The organism is Pyxidicoccus xibeiensis (assembly GCF_024198175.1).
Classification (GTDB): domain Bacteria; phylum Myxococcota; class Myxococcia; order Myxococcales; family Myxococcaceae; genus Myxococcus; species Myxococcus xibeiensis.
In genome coordinates this window covers 1,091,852-1,106,269 of the sequence record NZ_JAJVKV010000004.1, presented here as the reverse complement: position 1 = coordinate 1,106,269, position 14,418 = coordinate 1,091,852, and the positions used below count along the sequence as shown (strand labels likewise).

Sequence of the window (14,418 nt, the reverse complement as noted above, 5' to 3'; positions counted from 1 at the left end):
CCGGTGTCCCCAGGCGACGCCCGCCCGGCCCGCCTCCGGAAAGAACGCGTGCACGGGTGCGTGTCTATGGGTATAGACAGGCCCTCATGTGTCCCATGGTGAAGACAGAAGACCTCATTGACGCCCAGGGCGTGGCCGGGCTGCTGCGCCTGAGCCATGCCAACAGCGTCAGCACCTACCTGCGCCGGTACCCGGACATGCCGCGGCCCGTGCTGGACCTGGGGACCGGACGCCCCCGGCTGTGGCTCCGTCCCCAGGTGGTGCGCTGGTTGCGCGCCCGTCAATCCGAGCAGCTCAGTAGTGTTGGAGGTGAATCATGACCACCGCAGTCCCTCGCACGGCCCCCGCCGTCCTGCCCGGCCCCAATGACACGTGCTGGTGTGGCAGCGGCTCCAAGTACAAGAAGTGCCACCGCGGCGCCGACGCCGTCGAGGCCCGCAAGAAGGGCCCCGAGGTGGCCCGCCGTGGCGTCCGCCCGGGCATCATCAGCCCCCGCCGCGACGTGCCCCTCCACATCCCCCGCCCGGACTACGCGTCGTCAGGCCGGCCCTCGCGCCGGGCTCCGGCCTCCGAAATCAACTCGCCGGACGTCATCGCCCGCATGCGCCGCGCCTGCAAGGCCGCCGCGGAGGTCCTCCAGGAGGTCTCCGCCCACGTGCGCCCGGGCATCACCACCGACGAGCTGGATGCCCTCACCCACGAGGCGTACATCAAGCGTGGCGGCTACCCGAGCACCCTCAACTACCACGGCTTCCCCAAGTCGCTGTGCACCTCCGTCAACGAGGTCGTCTGTCACGGCATCCCCGACAGCCGCGCGCTGGAGGATGGCGACATCGTCAACCTGGACATCACCATCTACCTGGATGGCGTCCATGGTGACTGCTCGGCCACCTACTTCGTCGGCAACGTGGACGCGGAGAGCCAGCGGTTGGTGAAGGTGACGCGCGAGTGCCTGGAGGTCGGCATCGCCGCCGTGAAGCCCGGCCGCCCCATCAGCGACATCGGCCGCGCCATCGAGGACCACGCCACCAGGAATGGCATGAGCGTGGTGCGCGCCTACTGCGGCCACGGCATCGGCGAGACGTTCCACACGTCCCTCCAGATTCCCCACTATTACGAGCCCGACTCCAACACCATCATGGAGCCCGGGATGATCTTCACCGTGGAGCCGATGATCAACCTGGGCGGCTGGGGCAGCCGCACCTGGGATGACGGGTGGACCGCCGTCACCGCCGACGGCAGCCGCAGCGCCCAGTTCGAGCACACCCTCCTCGTCACCGAGAAGGGCGCCGAGATTCTCACGGTGGCCTGACGGCGGGCGCCTCGGGCGCGGGCAGTCGCTGGATGCGGCTGCGCGCGCTCGCCAGGACGCAGCCCACCACGAGCAGCGCGGCACCCAGTGTGCCGCGCCCCACCTGCTCGCCGAGCAGCAGCACGGACCAGCCCAGCGAGAGCAGCGGCTGGAGCAGTTGGAGCTGGCTCACCCGCGCTACACCCGCCAGGGCCAGCGCCCGGTACCACGCGAGGCAGCCCAGGAACATGCTCACGCCCGACAGGTAGGCGAGGGCGGCCCACGCGCGGGGGCTGGCGTCCAGGACGCGCGCGTCGGCGCTCAGCACCACCACGGGCAGCAGCACGGGCGCGGACAGCACCAGGGCCCAGCTCAAGACGCGCCAGCCTCCGAGCTCCCGGGACAGGCTTCCGCCCTCGGCATAGGCCATCGCGCCGACCACCACCGCGAGCAGCACCAGCCCGTCTCCCGCCGTGGGGCGCCCCGCGCCCTGCGCCACCGCGAAGGCCAGCACGGCCACGAGGCCCGCGGCGCTGGCCAGCCAGAATGCTCCGGAGGGCCGCTCCCTCGCTCGGAACACGGCCGCCACGGCTGTCGCCGCGGGCAGCAGGCCCACCAGCACCGCGCTATGTGCCGCCGGCATGTCTCGCAGCGCCAGCGCGGAGAGCAGGGGGTAGCCCACCACCAGTCCTCCCGCCACTACCGCCAGCCGGGGCCAGTGCCTCCGCTCCGGGAGTCGCTCGCGACGGAAGGCGAGCAGCGCCCCCGCCAACACCGCCGCCACCACCGCTCGCCCGAGCCCTGTCACGACGCTGCCCAGCTCCGGCACCGCGACCTTCGTCACCGGCAGTGTCAGGCTGAAGGCCAGCACTCCCAGCGCGCCGAGCAGAAGGCCCTCGCGAGTCTTCGCCTGTTCCGTCGTGGCGCGGGTGGGCGCTTCCTCGGCGCGGCCTGGGCATGACAGTTCGAGCGTACCTGGCGTTTCCGTCGTGGCGCGGGTGGCCACTTCTTCGGTTCTGCCCGTCCACGACATCCCCTGCGTCCTCGGCTGTTCCACCCTGGCGGGGCCTGATGCTTCCTCGGCGCCGCCCGCCCACGACATCCTTTGCGTCCCTGGCCGTGCTGTCATGACGCGCGCAGCTCATTCGCGACGCGCGCCCGGGACGGCCCGCTCGCGAGGCGGAAGCTCGCGGGGCGCAGCGCCTGCACCACCACGCGGCCGGGAACCTCCAGCCGTACCGTCTGCCCGGGATTCAGCACGTAGTCCCGCGAGTCGCCCTCGCGCGTGAGCCAGAGCAGGCCCTCGCCGCAGGTGAGAGTCAGGGACTCGTCGGCCTGCGTGCGCACGCTCCACGTGGCACCCCGCTCCAGCGACACCGGCCCCGCGGTGTAGCTCCGTTGCACGCCAGGCCTCAGGCGCTCCGCCAGGGCCCGCAGCCAGTGATGAAAAGGGAAGGTGAGTGTCACCGCCATCGCCGCATCCTCCTGGCCGCCAACATGCGCCCGGCGGAAGAAACGGAACAGATGCAGCGATTGGGGATTGTGACCGGTACAGTCCCGGGTTGTCGAACTGTACCGGTCCACGGCGCGGGGAGGTGTATCTGGGCAGCGGGCCGGGAGCCGGGTACCGATGATGGCTGGGACGTGACGCACCCCGGGAGGACACATGGGCGCGCTGGCACAGAGACCGAAGCTGTACGAGCAGGTGGCCGAGCGGCTGGGAGACGCCATCGCCGCGGGCACGTTGCGGGCGGGAGACCGGCTGCCGTCGGTGAGGCAGCTCAGCCTTCGCGAGCGGGTGAGCATCTCCACCGTGCTCCAGGCGTACCTGCACCTGGAAGCCGTGGGCCTCATCGAGACGCGCCCGCAGTCCGGCCACTATGTGCGCCGCCGCGAGCGCCCCCGCCTCGCCGAGCCCCAGGTGTCCCGCCCCGCCATCAGCGCCACGCCCGTCACCATCAGCGCGCTCGTCTCCCGCGTGTACCGCGCGGGGAGGGACCCCAGGCTGGTGCAGCTGGGCGCCGCCTGGCCCGCGCCGGAGCTGCTGCCCACGCGCCGGCTGTACCGCGAGCTGAATGCCCTCACCCGCGAGGCGGGGGACGCCGGCGCGCTCTACGACATCCCTCCCGGCTGCCTGGAGCTGCGCCAGCAGCTCGCCCGCCGCTCGCTGGACTGGGGCTGCGCGCTGTCGCCCGACGACTTCATCACCACCTGCGGCGCATCCGAGGCCGTCCACCTGTGCCTGCTCGCGGTGGCGCGCACCGGTGACACCATCGCCATCGAGTCACCCGCGTACTACGGCACGCTCCAGGCCATCGAGTCGCTGGGCCTGCGCGCGCTGGAGATTCCCAGCAGCCCCCGGGACGGCATGGAGCTGGACGCCCTGCAGGCCGCGCTGGAGCGGCGGCGCGTGGCCGCGGTGCTGGTGGTGCCCAGCTTCAGCAACCCGGTGGGAAGCTGCATGCCGGAGGCGAACCGCCAGCGGCTGGTGGCCATGCTGGCCGAGCGAGACATCCCCCTCATCGAGGACGACATCTACGGCGACCTGCACTTCGCCCCGGAGCGCCCGCGCACGTGCAAGTCGTTCGACACGACGGGCACCGTGATGCTGTGCGGCTCGTTCTCCAAGACGCTCGCCCCCGGCTTCCGCGTGGGCTACGTCGCCCCGGGCCGCTTCCGCGAGCGCGTGGAGCTGCTCAAGTTCTCCCATACCGTGGCCACCGCCACGCTGCCGCAGCTGGCGATTGCGCGCTTCCTCCAGGAGGGCGGCTATGACAGGCACCTGCGCATCCTGCGCCGCAAGCTCGCCGCCCAGGTGGAGCGCATGGTCGAGGCAGTGGCGGAGTACTTCCCGGCGAACACGCGCGCGGCCCGCCCCGCTGGCAGCTCGCTGCTGTGGGTGGAGCTGCCTTCCCAGGTGGATGCGCTGGCGCTGCACGCGAAGGCGCTGGAGGCGGGCATCAGCATCGCCCCCGGGCCCATCTTCTCCGCCCGGCCGGACTCGTACCGGCACTTCATCCGGCTCAACTGCGGCCATCCGTGGACGCCCCGCATCGAGGGTGCCATGGGCACCCTGGGGAGCCTCGCGCGCAGCCTGGCGTGAGGTCCGCGCGCGCCTGGGCGGACCTGCCCCGGGGCCTCCGCCATGAAAGGATGGCCGCCCATGTACAGCCGTCTTCCCCGTGCCGCGCTCCAGCCCTTCGTGAAGACGCTCTGGGCGACGTGCGCGGGCCCCTCCGTGCCCGGGACCTCCGGGCTGCGCGAGCGCGTCCTCCCCACGGGCGCGGTGCACCTCGTCATCCGGCTCTCGGGCTCCCCGCTCAGGTTGTACGACACTCCGTCGTCCGAGGACGGAAGGGTGCTCGGGCATGCCGTCGTCGGCGGACCGCGCACGGGCTTCTACGTCCGGGACGTCTCGAGCCCGGCGGAGTCCGTGGGCGCCTTGCTGTACCCGGGGGCCGCGCCCCTGCTGCTCGGCGTTCCGGCCGAGGCGCTCGCCGAGCGCCACACGCCGCTCGACGCGCTCTGGGGAGGCTTTGCCTCCGAGCTCACCGAGCGGCTGCATGAGGCGCAGACACCCGAGGCGCGCCTTTCGACCTTCGAGTCCCTGCTGCTCTCCCGGTTGCGGGGCGAGGCACGGATTGCTCCCGTGCTGTCATTCTCGCTGGGGCGCCTCGCCTCCGGCGTGGAGGTCGGACGCGTGGTCGACCAGACGGGCTACAGCCACCGGCACTTCATTGCCCTGTTCCGCGAGGCGGTCGGAATGGCACCGAAGCAGTATGCGCGCGTAGTCCGCTTCGGGGCAGCGCTCGAGCGGCTGGCGGCCAGGGGGGCTCCCCGTCCGGGCGACGTCGCGGCGGACGCCGGCTACAGCGACCAGGCGCACTTCCACCGCGACTTCCGCGCGTTCACCGGCCTGTCCCCCGGCGAGTACCAGGCGGCCGCTCCGCTGAAGGCCCACCACGTCCCCATCAGGTCAAATTCGTTCAAGACGCTGTCGCCGCGCGCGGGCACATTCCCCCGCGAATGACCACCGGAAGGGAGTCCACCATGAATATCCACGAGGTGTTCGCATACCTGCGCGTGAAGGGGGCGGACCGGGCGATTGCGTTCTACAAGCAGTCCTTCGGCGCGACCGAGAAGCTCCGGCTCACCGAGCCGGGCGGGCGCATCGGCCACGTCGAGCTGGAGCTCGGCGGGACGACGGTGATGCTGTCGGAGGAGTTCCCGGAGCTGGGCATCCTCGGGCCGCAGTCGATTGGCGGCACGTCGGTGACCATCCACCTCCATGTCGACGACGCCGACGCGGCCATCCAGCGCGCCGCCGCCGCGGGGGCCACCATCGTCCGTCCACCAACGGACGCCTTCTACGGGGAGCGCTCGGGGACCGTGCGGGACCCGTTCGGACACGAGTGGAGCATCGGCCACTCCATCGAGGACGTCACACCCGAGGAGATGCAGCGCCGGTACAACCAACTGTTCGCTACGCGCTGATTCCGCCCGGTAAGCAGGGAGTCAGGGGCTGGCAGCATGGGCCAACATGTTTCCCGCCGCCGGTGTACCCTGGGGAGCCCCCCGCCGCTGGAGGGCTCCGCCGAAGAGCGTCACCGCGACGACCCTGTCGCGAGCGCGGACGGCTCCACCCCAAGGCGACCCCATGACAGCCACTGCCACTCCGTCCCTCTTCACCCTGGAGGGGCAGCCCACCTGGGGCCGTGCCACCCTCCTGGACGAGAAGGACGGCAAGCTCGTCCTCTTCTTCGAGCACGGGGGCCGGCGCGTCTTCGTCAAATCCCAGGTGAAGGGGCTCCAGGCCGTCCAGCTCAGTGACGACGAGGCCCGGGCGGTGAATGCCCGGCTGCGCGGCAAGCACCCGCAGGGAGGCGCGGCCCGGAAGTCCGCCAAGGCCGCGCGTCCGCTCGCCGCCGTGTACCCCTCCTTCGATGCCCAGGTCCGCTGGTTCGAGACCTTCTTCCCTGGCGGCTTCGCGGGGGAGAAGTTCGTCGCCGAGGAGCGCGGCGCTCCCGAGGTCAAGGGCAAGAAGGGGTACAAGACCGCCGCCATCAAGCTCGCCCAGGAGCAGCTGTCGCCCGAGCGGCTGGCCAGCGCCACGCCGGAGGAGACGTACGCGGTCGCCAAGAAGCTGCTGGCGTTCACCAACCTCGTCTTCCCCATCGAGGGCCCCGTTCCCTTCGCCACCATGAAGGAGGAGGACCGGGCCGGGTTCGTCACGGCGCTGGGCGAGCTGCTGCACGGTGAGGGCCCGCATGGGCCGCGCTTCGAGAAGTTCGCGGACTCGGTCCGCATCTCGGACGCGGCGGGCAATGCCCGCAAGGTCTCCTGGCCCCTGGCCACGCTGCTGCAGGCGCTGTACGCCCCCACGCAGCACACGTTCGTGAAGCCCACCGTCTTCGAGCAGCAGGCGCTCATCCTGAACCTCACGGCGGACAAGCACGGGCGCGTCACCAGCGCCGTCTACGAGGGCTTCCTGGACGTGGCGCGCAAGACGTCGGAGCGACTGGTGGCCGCGGGGCACGTGCCGCGCGACTTGATGGACGTCTACTCCTTCATCTGGCGCTCCCACAAAGAGAAGCCCGCGGCGTAGGCGGCCCGCCACACCCGCCTGCCGAGCCAGGCGCCGAGGATGCAGAGCGCGAGGGCCACGAGCACCTTCGCCAGCTCCACGGCGCCGGACGCCAGCGCATGGGCAGCGCCCGCCCCGAAGCCCGCGGCGGACAGCCAGACCGCGATGCAGAGCGGGCACTTGGGCAGGAGCGCGAGCACGGGCAGGAGCACGATGCCCGTGATGATGCGCGAGGCGCGGCGTGAGAGGAGCGGAGTGTGCATGAGCGTCTCATAGCCACCGCCACTCCGCGCGGGGAGTAACAAGCGCGGCGCGAATCCGTGAGGCGGAGCTAGCCTCCCGGCATGGACTCCCTGATATCCGCGGCCGCGCGGGCGCTCTCCGTGGGAGACGTGCTCGGTGCCTTGAGGCACGTCGCCCTTCGCGACGATGCCCCGGCGCTCGCGTTGCGTGGCATCGCCATGGCCCAGCTGGGCGAGCATGGGAAGGCTCGCGAGCTCCTGCGGCGGGCCGCGCGTGCCTTCGGCGCGAGTGAAGAGCTCGCACGCGCTCGCTGCAAGGTGGCCGAGGCGGAGGTGGCGCTCGCGACGCGCGACCTGACCTGGTCACCGCGCGCACTGGACTCGGCGCTCCTGACGCTCGAGGCCCGGGGAGACGGGGTCAACGCACTGCACGCCCGGTTGGTCGCCATCCGTCGCCTGCTGCTGCTCGGCCGCATCGGCGAGGCCGCTGATGCGCTCGCGCGCCTCGACACGCGCGGCGTGCCACCGCCGCTGGTGACCATTGCCGAGCTCGCCAATGCGGAGGTCGCCCTGCGGTCGATTCGGACGCGCCCCGCACGCGCAGCCCTGGAGCGGGCTCACGAGGCCGCGCGACGGGCGCGCGTCCCCGCGCTGATGGCCGAGGTGGAGCAGGCCCGCACCGTGCTGGAGCGGCCCGCCGCCAGGCGGCTTCGCGCGGGCGCCGAGCAGCAGCTGCTGCTCGAAGAGGTGGAGGCCGTGCTTGCGTCGGGCGAGCTCGTCATCGACGCCTGCCGCCGCGAGCTGCGAAGCGGAGCGCAGGTCGTGTCCCTGGCCAGGAGGCCGGTGCTCTTCGCGCTGGCACGGGCGCTGGGCGAAGGCGGGCCGGACGGCGTGGACCGCGAGCTCCTGATTGCCCGCGCCTTCGGCGTGCGCCGGGTGAACGAGTCCCATCGGGCCCGCCTGCGGGTGGAGATTGGCCGCCTGCGCGCGGTGCTCGCGCCCCTGGCCCGGGTCGAAGCGACCAAGACGGGCTTCGCGCTCACGCCGAATCCCCCGGCGCCCGTCACCGTGCTCCTGCCTCCCATCGACGGAGACTCGGCGGCGCTGCTGGCGCTGCTCTCCGACGGCGAGGCCTGGTCGACGTCGGCGCTCGCACTCGCACTGGGTGACAGCCAGCGTACCGTCCAGCGGGCGCTCGCTGAGCTCGAAGCGTCGGGGCGGGTGCGCTCGCTGGGGCAGGCCCGGGCACGGCGCTGGCTTTCGCCTCCGCTCGCGGGATTCACGACGACCTTGTTACTCCCCGCGTCCGCGCCCGGTGGGTACTGATTGGACGTGGATGGAGCGACGAATCCCCGGTGAAGGAGCCACGGCATGACCCAACCCCAGACCAAGACAGCGAAGCCGAAAGGTCCGCCACGCGTGCGGGCCGCGGAGGTCGTCAGGGAGTATGGCCCGTTCGCGGGCGTCGAGAAGGTGCACGGTGTCACGCACGATGGCCACCGCGTCTGGGCCGCCACCGGCGCGAAGCTCATCGCCTTCGACCCCGAGAGCGGCGAGACGGTGCGGACGCTGGACGTCGCGGGGGATGCAGGGACCGCCTTCGACGGCAAGCACCTGTTCCAGATCGCGGAGGCGCGCATCGACAAGATCGACCTGGAGACGGGGAAGGTCGTCGCTTCGATTCCCGCACCCGGCCAGGGCCGTGACACCGGACTCGCCTGGGCCGAGGGCTCGCTCTGGGTGGGCCAGTACCGCGACCGGAAGATTCATCAAATCGACCCGGAGACTGGCGCCATCCTGCGCACCATCGAATCCAACCGCTTCGTGACGGGCGTGACGTGGGTCGACGGCGAGCTCTGGCACGGCACCTGGGAAGACGGCGCGAGCGACCTCCGCCGCATCGACCCGGGCTCGGGCGCGGTGCTCGAGCGGCTCGAGATGCCTCAGGGCACCGGGGTGAGCGGGCTCGAGTCGGACGGTGGAGAGCTTTTCTTTTGCGGTGGCGGGCCCGCGGGACGGGTGCGCGCCGTGCGGCGACCGAAGGGAGAGGGACCATGAACAACCACAAAGTCGTATCGAGGGAAGAGTGGCTGGAGGCGCGCAAGCGCCTGCTGGCCCGGGAAAGGGAGCTCACGCACCTGAAGGACCAGCTCAGCCAGCAGCGGCGTGAGCTGCCCTGGGTGCGGGTGGACAAGAAGTACGTCTTCCAGGGGCCCGACGGTGAGGAGACGCTGTCCCAGCTCTTCGCGGGGCGCAGCCAGCTCCTCGTCTACCACTTCATGTTCGCTCCGGAGTGGGAGGCCGGGTGCAAGAGCTGCTCGTTCTGGGCGGACAACTTCAACGGCTTCGTTCCGCACCTGGCGCACCGCGACGTGACGATGCTCGCGATTTCGCGCGCGCCGCTCCCGAAGCTCCAGGCCTACCAGCGCCGCATGGGCTGGAGCTTCAAGTGGGTGTCCTCCGGAGGGAGCGACTTCAACTTCGACTACGGCGTCTCGTTCAAGCCCGAGGAGCTTGCCCGGCATCGGGCCAGCTACAACTACGGGCCGTTCGAGGAAAACAATACGGACATGCCGGGAGTCAGCACGTTCTACAAGGACGCCGACGGTCAGGTGTTCCACGCGTACTCCAGCTACGCGCGGGGCATCGACAGCCTGAACGCGGCCTACCAGTACCTGGACCTCGTCCCGAAGGGGCGTGACGAGCAGGGGCTCGCGCACCCCATGGCATGGCTCCGGCGCCGGGACGAGTACGCCTGAGCAGCCGCCTGCCCGGCCGGGCTGATGCCGTCCCGCTTCAGCCCGGCCCACGCCCTCCTCGCGAGGGCTGGACGCAGGCCTCGCGTCCCGCTGAGCCCGGGCTGCGTTCCCTTGGGACGCGAGACGCGCGGGTGAGGCCAGGCGGGCCCTCTGGCGGAGAGCGACGCGCGGGCTGGCATGCCTCCCGCAGTGACGCCGCGCCGGAGTCTCGATGCCCGCCCGCGTCACAGCCGCACACAGTCCGATACCCGTTCCCCGCGACTGTGGCTCGCCACGGTTGGAAGCAGCCATCCGCCAGGTGGGCCTGCCTGGAGGGCGCTGTCGGGGACGTGTGTCACGCTGTCACTCGGACAACGTGTTCGGCTTCCCCTCCGTGGGTGAGGCCGACAGGGGGGAGTGTCCATGTCGCTGAAGCTGACGGGAGTATCCGGCGTGCTGCTGCTCGTCCTCGGCTCGGCCGCGGGCGGCGCGTACCTCTTCCACCGCTATAGCAATGCGGACTGGGAGCGCCGGGAGGCGGAGTACCAGCGCCAGCTCCAGGGGCACCTCACCGCGCGCGAGAAGGAAATCGAGGCGCTGAACACGCAGCTGGGCACCGCGCGCTCTCAGCTCGTCACGCAGGATGACCTCGACAAGAAGTACGCCGCGCTGCTCACGTCGCGGGACGCGGACTTCGAGAAGTTCCGCCGCGAGCATGACCTCGCGCTGAAGAGCATCTCCAACTCCCTCTTCTCGCTGAAGCAGCGCGCCGAGGATGGGATGGAGGAGGCGCACGTGGTGGGCCCGGCTCCAGCGGCGCCCGGCGGCACCCCGGCGCCCGACGCGAAGCCCGTCATCGCCTACGCGTTCGCGGACAAGCAGGGCCGCGTCCACCTCACCGACCCGGACATCTGGGTGCAGGGCGATGAGGACCTGGAGATGCAGCAGTACTTCCGCGTGAAGGGCACCGTCGTGCAGCAGACCGACGGTTCGCTGATGGCCGAGCGCATCCAGCTGGTGGAGGTGTTTCAAGAGGGAAGCGAGTACCGCGAGCTGGCCGAGGCCCGGCTGGTGGACGCGAACTTCACCTACTCGAACGCGCCGCAAGAGGGGCCGCCGAGCCGGTGGGTGAAGTGGGGCCCGGGGTGGATGGCCACCGTGGGCACCTCGTTCCGCTCGGAGCGCGTGCTGCGCTTCGGCGCCTCGGCGAGCGTGGTGCGGCTGGGCGACGTGGGCCTCGCGGGCGGCATGTCCTCCGACTTCGACTCCCTCGAGGGCAGCGGCGGCGACGCCTTCGTCACCTACACGCCGTCCTACAAGGGCCGCCAGCTCGGCGTGGCCCTGGGCGGCGGAGTCCACCTTCCCCTGGGAGGCACGCAGCGCGTGCGCCCCAACCTCACCCTCAACTTCATCGTCTACTGAAGGAGCGCGGCAATGTCCCCCAGACACCCCCTCGTGAATCCCCTGAGCTGGCTGAGCACCCTGGCCCTCGTGGCCTGTTCCTCCCCGAGCATTCCCGCGGCTCCAGCTCCCACGCTGGAGGCGAAGGCCCCCGAGGCCGTTGCCGCCGCGCCCGCCGCGCCTGTCGCAGCCGCGCACCCGGCGGAGGCCGCGAAGGGGCAGGAGGCGAAGGCCTGGCTGCAGGGCGTCGACGTCTCCCACTACCAGCCCACCGTGAAGTGGGAGGCCCTCACCTCCGCGACCGCGTTCGTCTTCGTGAAGGCGACGGAGTCCACGGGCTCGGTGGACCCGCGCTTCACGACGCACTGGAGCGGGGCGAAGAAGGCGGGGCTGCCTCGCGGCGCCTACCACTTCTTCCACCCCAAGGAGGACGTGGACAAGCAGGTGGCCAACTTCACCAAGCACCTGAAGCCGGACTCCGGTGAGCTTCCGCCCGTGGTGGACGTGGAGCAGTTCAAGACGGAGTACGCGGGCTTCACCTGCGAGCAGCTCGCGGGGATGCTCCAGCGCTTCTCGCAGGGCGTGGAGAAGGAGCTCGGCCGCAAGCCGATGATCTACACGAACCACGTGACGTGGAGCGGCAGCTTCTGCGACCACCCCTACTTCGAGGACCACCCGCTCTGGCTCGCCGCGTACACGCAGCAGGCCGAGCCCAAGCTCCCCAAGGGCTGGAAGCGCTGGCACTTCTGGCAGTACACGGAGAGCGGCAAGGTGGCCGGCATCGACGGACAGGTCGACCAGAGCTACTTCAACGGCACCTCGGACGAGCTGAAGGCCCTCCTCGCCACGAAGTAGGCGCGGCTCACACTTCACATCCAGGCCTCATCCGACGAAAAGCCGCAACTGGTCTGCTCCTGCCTCCGAAAACCCGTCCGGCGCCGAGAGGCCAACAAGGAGCAGACCCTGATGAGGCGTTCTACCGAGAAGCACCTCCTGCTGTTGCTGGGAGCCGTCGTGCTCCAGCTGGCGTGTGGTCCCCAGCCCGTCGGTGGGGAAGATGGGGTGGACGAGCGCGACACGATCGACACCGTCGAGTCGGCCCTCACGGCTCCGACGATGGTGGAGGCCGTGCCTGGGGATTCCAGGGTGACGCTCCGCTGGAGCTCGGCCACCGCGGGCACCGAGCAATACCAGGTGCGCTTCCGCGTGGCCGACGGAACCTGGAGCTACCGCAGCGCGGGCTCCAACACCACGTACGTGGTGACGGGGCTGACCAACGGCACGCGCTACGAGTTCCGCGTGCGCATCAAGGGCGCCACGGTGGAGACGACCTCCACGTACTCGAACGGGCTGTACGCGACGCCCACGGCTGACGAGTGCACGGGCACCGCCGTGCGCCACATCTCCGTCACTGGCGCGGGGACGAAGGACGGGCTCACCGCGCAGAACGCGGGGACGATGGCGAACCTGAACGCCTTCATCACGGCGGTGGGCCCGGGCGGGCAGGTGTGCATCCACGGCGGCACGTACGGCACGGGCTACACCGTCTCCGCCGGCGGCGCGGACGGCGCGCCCGTCACCCTCAAGGGCATCCTGGGCCGGCCGGTGTTCCAGTCCACCTTCGAAGCCTCCACGCGCGCGAAGTCGGGGGCGGTGGCGTTCCAGGTGCGGGCCAGCAACGTGGTCTTCCACAACCTGGAGTTCCGCCATGTCGGCACGTGCTTCGCGTTCCGCGCCGTGGCGCCCGTCTCGCACGTCACGCTCAGCCAGTTCCGGGCGGAGAACCTCGCCACGTGCGTGGACGTCGAGCGCTCCACCACCGCGTCAGTGACAGACCTCACGGTGCGCGGCGCGATGATTCTCCAGTTCACGCGCGGCGGCATCTTCCTTGCGTCGAACACGAATGGCGTGCTCATCGAGGACACGTACATCGACATGCAGCCCCAGCTGATTGGCGGGCAGGGCAGCGACTACCCGGTGGGCATTGCCTTCTACGACACCGCGCGCAACGTGGTGGTCCGCAGGGCGACCGTGCTCAACGTCATCGGCAAGCAGACCGACTACACCCAGGGGGACGGCATCGACGGTGAGAGCACGGCGAGCGACGTGCTCGTCGAGGACAGCTACTTCCGGGGCTCGGAGGATGGCTGCATCGACACCAAGGTGCGCAACATGCTCATCCGCAACACCGTCGCCGCCGAGTGCAAGCGCAACTACCGCCTGTGGAACTCGGCGACGCCGGGCCCGCGCGTCGAGTCCGTCACCAGCTACCAGCCCCGGGACGCCCACTTCTTCATGCGCTCGGGGGTGACGACGGCGGTGGGCATCGCCGTCCACTCCAGCAACGCGGCGCGGCTCGTGGCCTATGACTGCGATACCCAGTGCACCTTCAACGTCCAGGGTGTCAGCGGCACGCTGGCCGACGCGAGCCGGCTGAATGCGACGGGGGCGGTGACGGGCAACACCCTGGTCTACGGGCAGGCGGTCACCATTCCCCCGGTGCCCAACCCGACCCCCTTCACCCCGTAGTGCAGGGGCGGGCGCCAATGATTCCGGGGACTTGTCGGAGCGCCGGAGAAAATCTCCGGCGTGTCGATCTCCCGGATTCCCGTTCGTCGTAGCTACAGAAGCCGGGGCCGCACCAGTTCGCTGGCCCCGGCGCCAACCACCTGTAGGAACCACGAAGGGGAGTACGCCATGGGAACGGGAACGACGCTGAACGTGGATGTCGCCGGAGCAGGCCAGGGCTCGAAGTCGCTGGCCCGCCACCTTCCGACCGCCGCGCGCTTCCTGATGGGGTTGATGTTCTTCGTCTTCGGGCTGAACGGCTTCCTGAACTTCATCCCTCCGCCGACGGAGCCCATGCCGGAGGCCTCCATGGCGTTCAGCATCGCGCTGATGAAGACGGGCTACATGATGCCGCTCATCAAGGGCACCGAGGTGCTGGCGGGCGTGCTGCTGCTGGCCAACCGCTTCGTGCCGCTGGCGCTGGCACTGCTCGCGCCCGTCATCGTCAACATCGTCGCGTTCCACCTCTTCCTGGCGCCGATGGGCATGGTGATGACCTTCGTCGTCCTGGCCCTGGAGCTCTACCTCGCCTGGGTGTACCGGGACGCGTTCCGCCCGATGCTGGCCCTGCGCGCGACGCCTGGGTCGAAGTAG

16 protein-coding genes are annotated in these 14,418 nt (G+C 70.6%); 13 read left to right on the top strand and 3 right to left on the bottom strand.

Translation table 11 applies throughout. The features are described from left to right. Nucleotides 1-95: 95 nt before the first annotated feature. Both LXT23_RS22410 and map read left to right on the top strand, forming a co-directional pair. Entirely contained in the window at nucleotides 96-320 is a 225-nt protein-coding gene (locus LXT23_RS22410) for a hypothetical protein (protein WP_253982260.1), read from the top strand. Then, entirely contained in the window at nucleotides 317-1,312 is a 996-nt protein-coding gene (gene map / locus LXT23_RS22405) for a type I methionyl aminopeptidase (protein WP_253982259.1), read from the top strand. The genes LXT23_RS22410 and map overlap by 4 nt, the downstream gene beginning before the upstream one ends. On the opposite strand, the gene LXT23_RS50145 is transcribed toward map, so the two are convergent. Both LXT23_RS50145 and LXT23_RS22390 read right to left on the bottom strand, forming a co-directional pair. Further along, nucleotides 1,299-2,324, bottom strand: coding sequence for a DMT family transporter (locus LXT23_RS50145; RefSeq protein WP_267146705.1), 1,026 nt, complete (start codon nucleotides 2,322-2,324; stop codon nucleotides 1,299-1,301). The genes map and LXT23_RS50145 overlap by 14 nt on opposite strands. A 92-nt stretch (nucleotides 2,325-2,416) precedes the next feature. After that, nucleotides 2,417-2,764, bottom strand: a complete 348-nt coding sequence (locus LXT23_RS22390) for a DUF2917 domain-containing protein (protein WP_253982258.1) — start codon at nucleotides 2,762-2,764, stop codon at nucleotides 2,417-2,419. A 193-nt stretch (nucleotides 2,765-2,957) separates the two neighbouring features. On the opposite strand from LXT23_RS22390, the gene LXT23_RS22385 reads away from it, so the two are divergent. The 4 genes from LXT23_RS22385 to LXT23_RS22370 all read left to right on the top strand — a co-directional run bounded on the left by LXT23_RS22385 (nucleotide 2,958) and on the right by LXT23_RS22370 (nucleotide 6,896). Continuing rightward, nucleotides 2,958-4,394, top strand: coding sequence for an aminotransferase-like domain-containing protein (locus LXT23_RS22385; RefSeq protein WP_253982257.1), 1,437 nt, complete (start codon nucleotides 2,958-2,960; stop codon nucleotides 4,392-4,394). 60 nt (nucleotides 4,395-4,454) lie between these two features. Continuing rightward, complete coding sequence (locus tag LXT23_RS22380) at nucleotides 4,455-5,321, top strand: AraC family transcriptional regulator (RefSeq protein ID WP_253982256.1); 867 nt, start codon at nucleotides 4,455-4,457, stop codon at nucleotides 5,319-5,321. 20 nt (nucleotides 5,322-5,341) lie between these two features. After that, on the top strand, nucleotides 5,342-5,785 hold the full coding sequence (locus LXT23_RS22375) for a VOC family protein (RefSeq protein ID WP_253982255.1): 444 nt from the start codon (nucleotides 5,342-5,344) through the stop codon (nucleotides 5,783-5,785). Between the two features lie 163 nt (nucleotides 5,786-5,948). Then, complete coding sequence (locus LXT23_RS22370; protein WP_253982254.1) at nucleotides 5,949-6,896, top strand: hypothetical protein; 948 nt, start codon at nucleotides 5,949-5,951, stop codon at nucleotides 6,894-6,896. Here the strand turns inward: LXT23_RS22370 and LXT23_RS22365 are convergent. After that, a complete protein-coding gene (locus LXT23_RS22365) occupies nucleotides 6,851-7,138 on the bottom strand; it encodes a hypothetical protein (RefSeq protein WP_253982253.1) in 288 nt (95 codons plus the stop codon). The genes LXT23_RS22370 and LXT23_RS22365 overlap by 46 nt on opposite strands. Nucleotides 7,139-7,219: 81 nt before the next feature. Here LXT23_RS22365 and LXT23_RS22360 point away from each other — a divergent pair, with 81 nt between their 5' ends. The 7 genes from LXT23_RS22360 to LXT23_RS22330 all read left to right on the top strand — a co-directional run bounded on the left by LXT23_RS22360 (nucleotide 7,220) and on the right by LXT23_RS22330 (nucleotide 14,418). Beyond that, nucleotides 7,220-8,443, top strand: coding sequence for a helix-turn-helix domain-containing protein (locus tag LXT23_RS22360; protein WP_253982252.1), 1,224 nt, complete (start codon nucleotides 7,220-7,222; stop codon nucleotides 8,441-8,443). Nucleotides 8,444-8,488: 45 nt separating this feature from the next. Then, the gene (locus LXT23_RS22355) at nucleotides 8,489-9,175 is read left to right on the top strand and encodes an NHL repeat-containing protein (RefSeq protein ID WP_253982251.1); all 687 of its coding nucleotides are present in this window, start codon (nucleotides 8,489-8,491) and stop codon (nucleotides 9,173-9,175) included. After that, entirely contained in the window at nucleotides 9,172-9,876 is a 705-nt protein-coding gene (locus tag LXT23_RS22350) for a DUF899 domain-containing protein (RefSeq protein WP_253982250.1), read from the top strand. The genes LXT23_RS22355 and LXT23_RS22350 overlap by 4 nt, the downstream gene beginning before the upstream one ends. Before the next feature lie 402 nt (nucleotides 9,877-10,278). Further along, nucleotides 10,279-11,277 carry a hypothetical protein gene (locus LXT23_RS22345; RefSeq protein WP_253982249.1) on the top strand — a complete coding sequence of 333 codons (999 nt, stop codon included), beginning with the start codon at nucleotides 10,279-10,281 and terminating at the stop codon, nucleotides 11,275-11,277. 12 nt (nucleotides 11,278-11,289) lie between these two features. Further along, nucleotides 11,290-12,111 (top strand): glycoside hydrolase family 25 protein, encoded by an 822-nt coding sequence (locus LXT23_RS22340; protein WP_253982248.1) that lies wholly within the window; start codon nucleotides 11,290-11,292, stop codon nucleotides 12,109-12,111. A 111-nt stretch (nucleotides 12,112-12,222) separates the two neighbouring features. Next, complete coding sequence (locus tag LXT23_RS22335; protein ID WP_253982247.1) at nucleotides 12,223-13,785, top strand: fibronectin type III domain-containing protein; 1,563 nt, start codon at nucleotides 12,223-12,225, stop codon at nucleotides 13,783-13,785. Between the two features lie 168 nt (nucleotides 13,786-13,953). Then, a complete protein-coding gene (locus tag LXT23_RS22330; RefSeq protein ID WP_253982246.1) occupies nucleotides 13,954-14,418 on the top strand; it encodes a DoxX family membrane protein in 465 nt (154 codons plus the stop codon).

What these genes read in the sequence shown, in the direction of transcription:
- LXT23_RS22410 (WP_253982260.1), top strand. Translation starts at nt 96, where the DNA reads ATGGTGAAGACAGAAGACCTCATTGACGCCCAGGGCGTGGCCGGGCTG.
- map (WP_253982259.1), top strand. Translation starts at nt 317, where the DNA reads ATGACCACCGCAGTCCCTCGCACGGCCCCCGCCGTCCTGCCCGGCCCC.
- LXT23_RS50145 (WP_267146705.1), bottom strand. Translation starts at nt 2,324, where the DNA reads ATGTCGTGGACGGGCAGAACCGAAGAAGTGGCCACCCGCGCCACGACG.
- LXT23_RS22390 (WP_253982258.1), bottom strand. Translation starts at nt 2,764, where the DNA reads ATGGCGGTGACACTCACCTTCCCTTTTCATCACTGGCTGCGGGCCCTG.
- LXT23_RS22385 (WP_253982257.1), top strand. Translation starts at nt 2,958, where the DNA reads ATGGGCGCGCTGGCACAGAGACCGAAGCTGTACGAGCAGGTGGCCGAG.
- LXT23_RS22380 (WP_253982256.1), top strand. Translation starts at nt 4,455, where the DNA reads ATGTACAGCCGTCTTCCCCGTGCCGCGCTCCAGCCCTTCGTGAAGACG.
- LXT23_RS22375 (WP_253982255.1), top strand. Translation starts at nt 5,342, where the DNA reads ATGAATATCCACGAGGTGTTCGCATACCTGCGCGTGAAGGGGGCGGAC.
- LXT23_RS22370 (WP_253982254.1), top strand. Translation starts at nt 5,949, where the DNA reads ATGACAGCCACTGCCACTCCGTCCCTCTTCACCCTGGAGGGGCAGCCC.
- LXT23_RS22365 (WP_253982253.1), bottom strand. Translation starts at nt 7,138, where the DNA reads ATGCACACTCCGCTCCTCTCACGCCGCGCCTCGCGCATCATCACGGGC.
- LXT23_RS22360 (WP_253982252.1), top strand. Translation starts at nt 7,220, where the DNA reads ATGGACTCCCTGATATCCGCGGCCGCGCGGGCGCTCTCCGTGGGAGAC.
- LXT23_RS22355 (WP_253982251.1), top strand. Translation starts at nt 8,489, where the DNA reads ATGACCCAACCCCAGACCAAGACAGCGAAGCCGAAAGGTCCGCCACGC.
- LXT23_RS22350 (WP_253982250.1), top strand. Translation starts at nt 9,172, where the DNA reads ATGAACAACCACAAAGTCGTATCGAGGGAAGAGTGGCTGGAGGCGCGC.
- LXT23_RS22345 (WP_253982249.1), top strand. Translation starts at nt 10,279, where the DNA reads ATGTCGCTGAAGCTGACGGGAGTATCCGGCGTGCTGCTGCTCGTCCTC.
- LXT23_RS22340 (WP_253982248.1), top strand. Translation starts at nt 11,290, where the DNA reads ATGTCCCCCAGACACCCCCTCGTGAATCCCCTGAGCTGGCTGAGCACC.
- LXT23_RS22335 (WP_253982247.1), top strand. Translation starts at nt 12,223, where the DNA reads ATGAGGCGTTCTACCGAGAAGCACCTCCTGCTGTTGCTGGGAGCCGTC.
- LXT23_RS22330 (WP_253982246.1), top strand. Translation starts at nt 13,954, where the DNA reads ATGGGAACGGGAACGACGCTGAACGTGGATGTCGCCGGAGCAGGCCAG.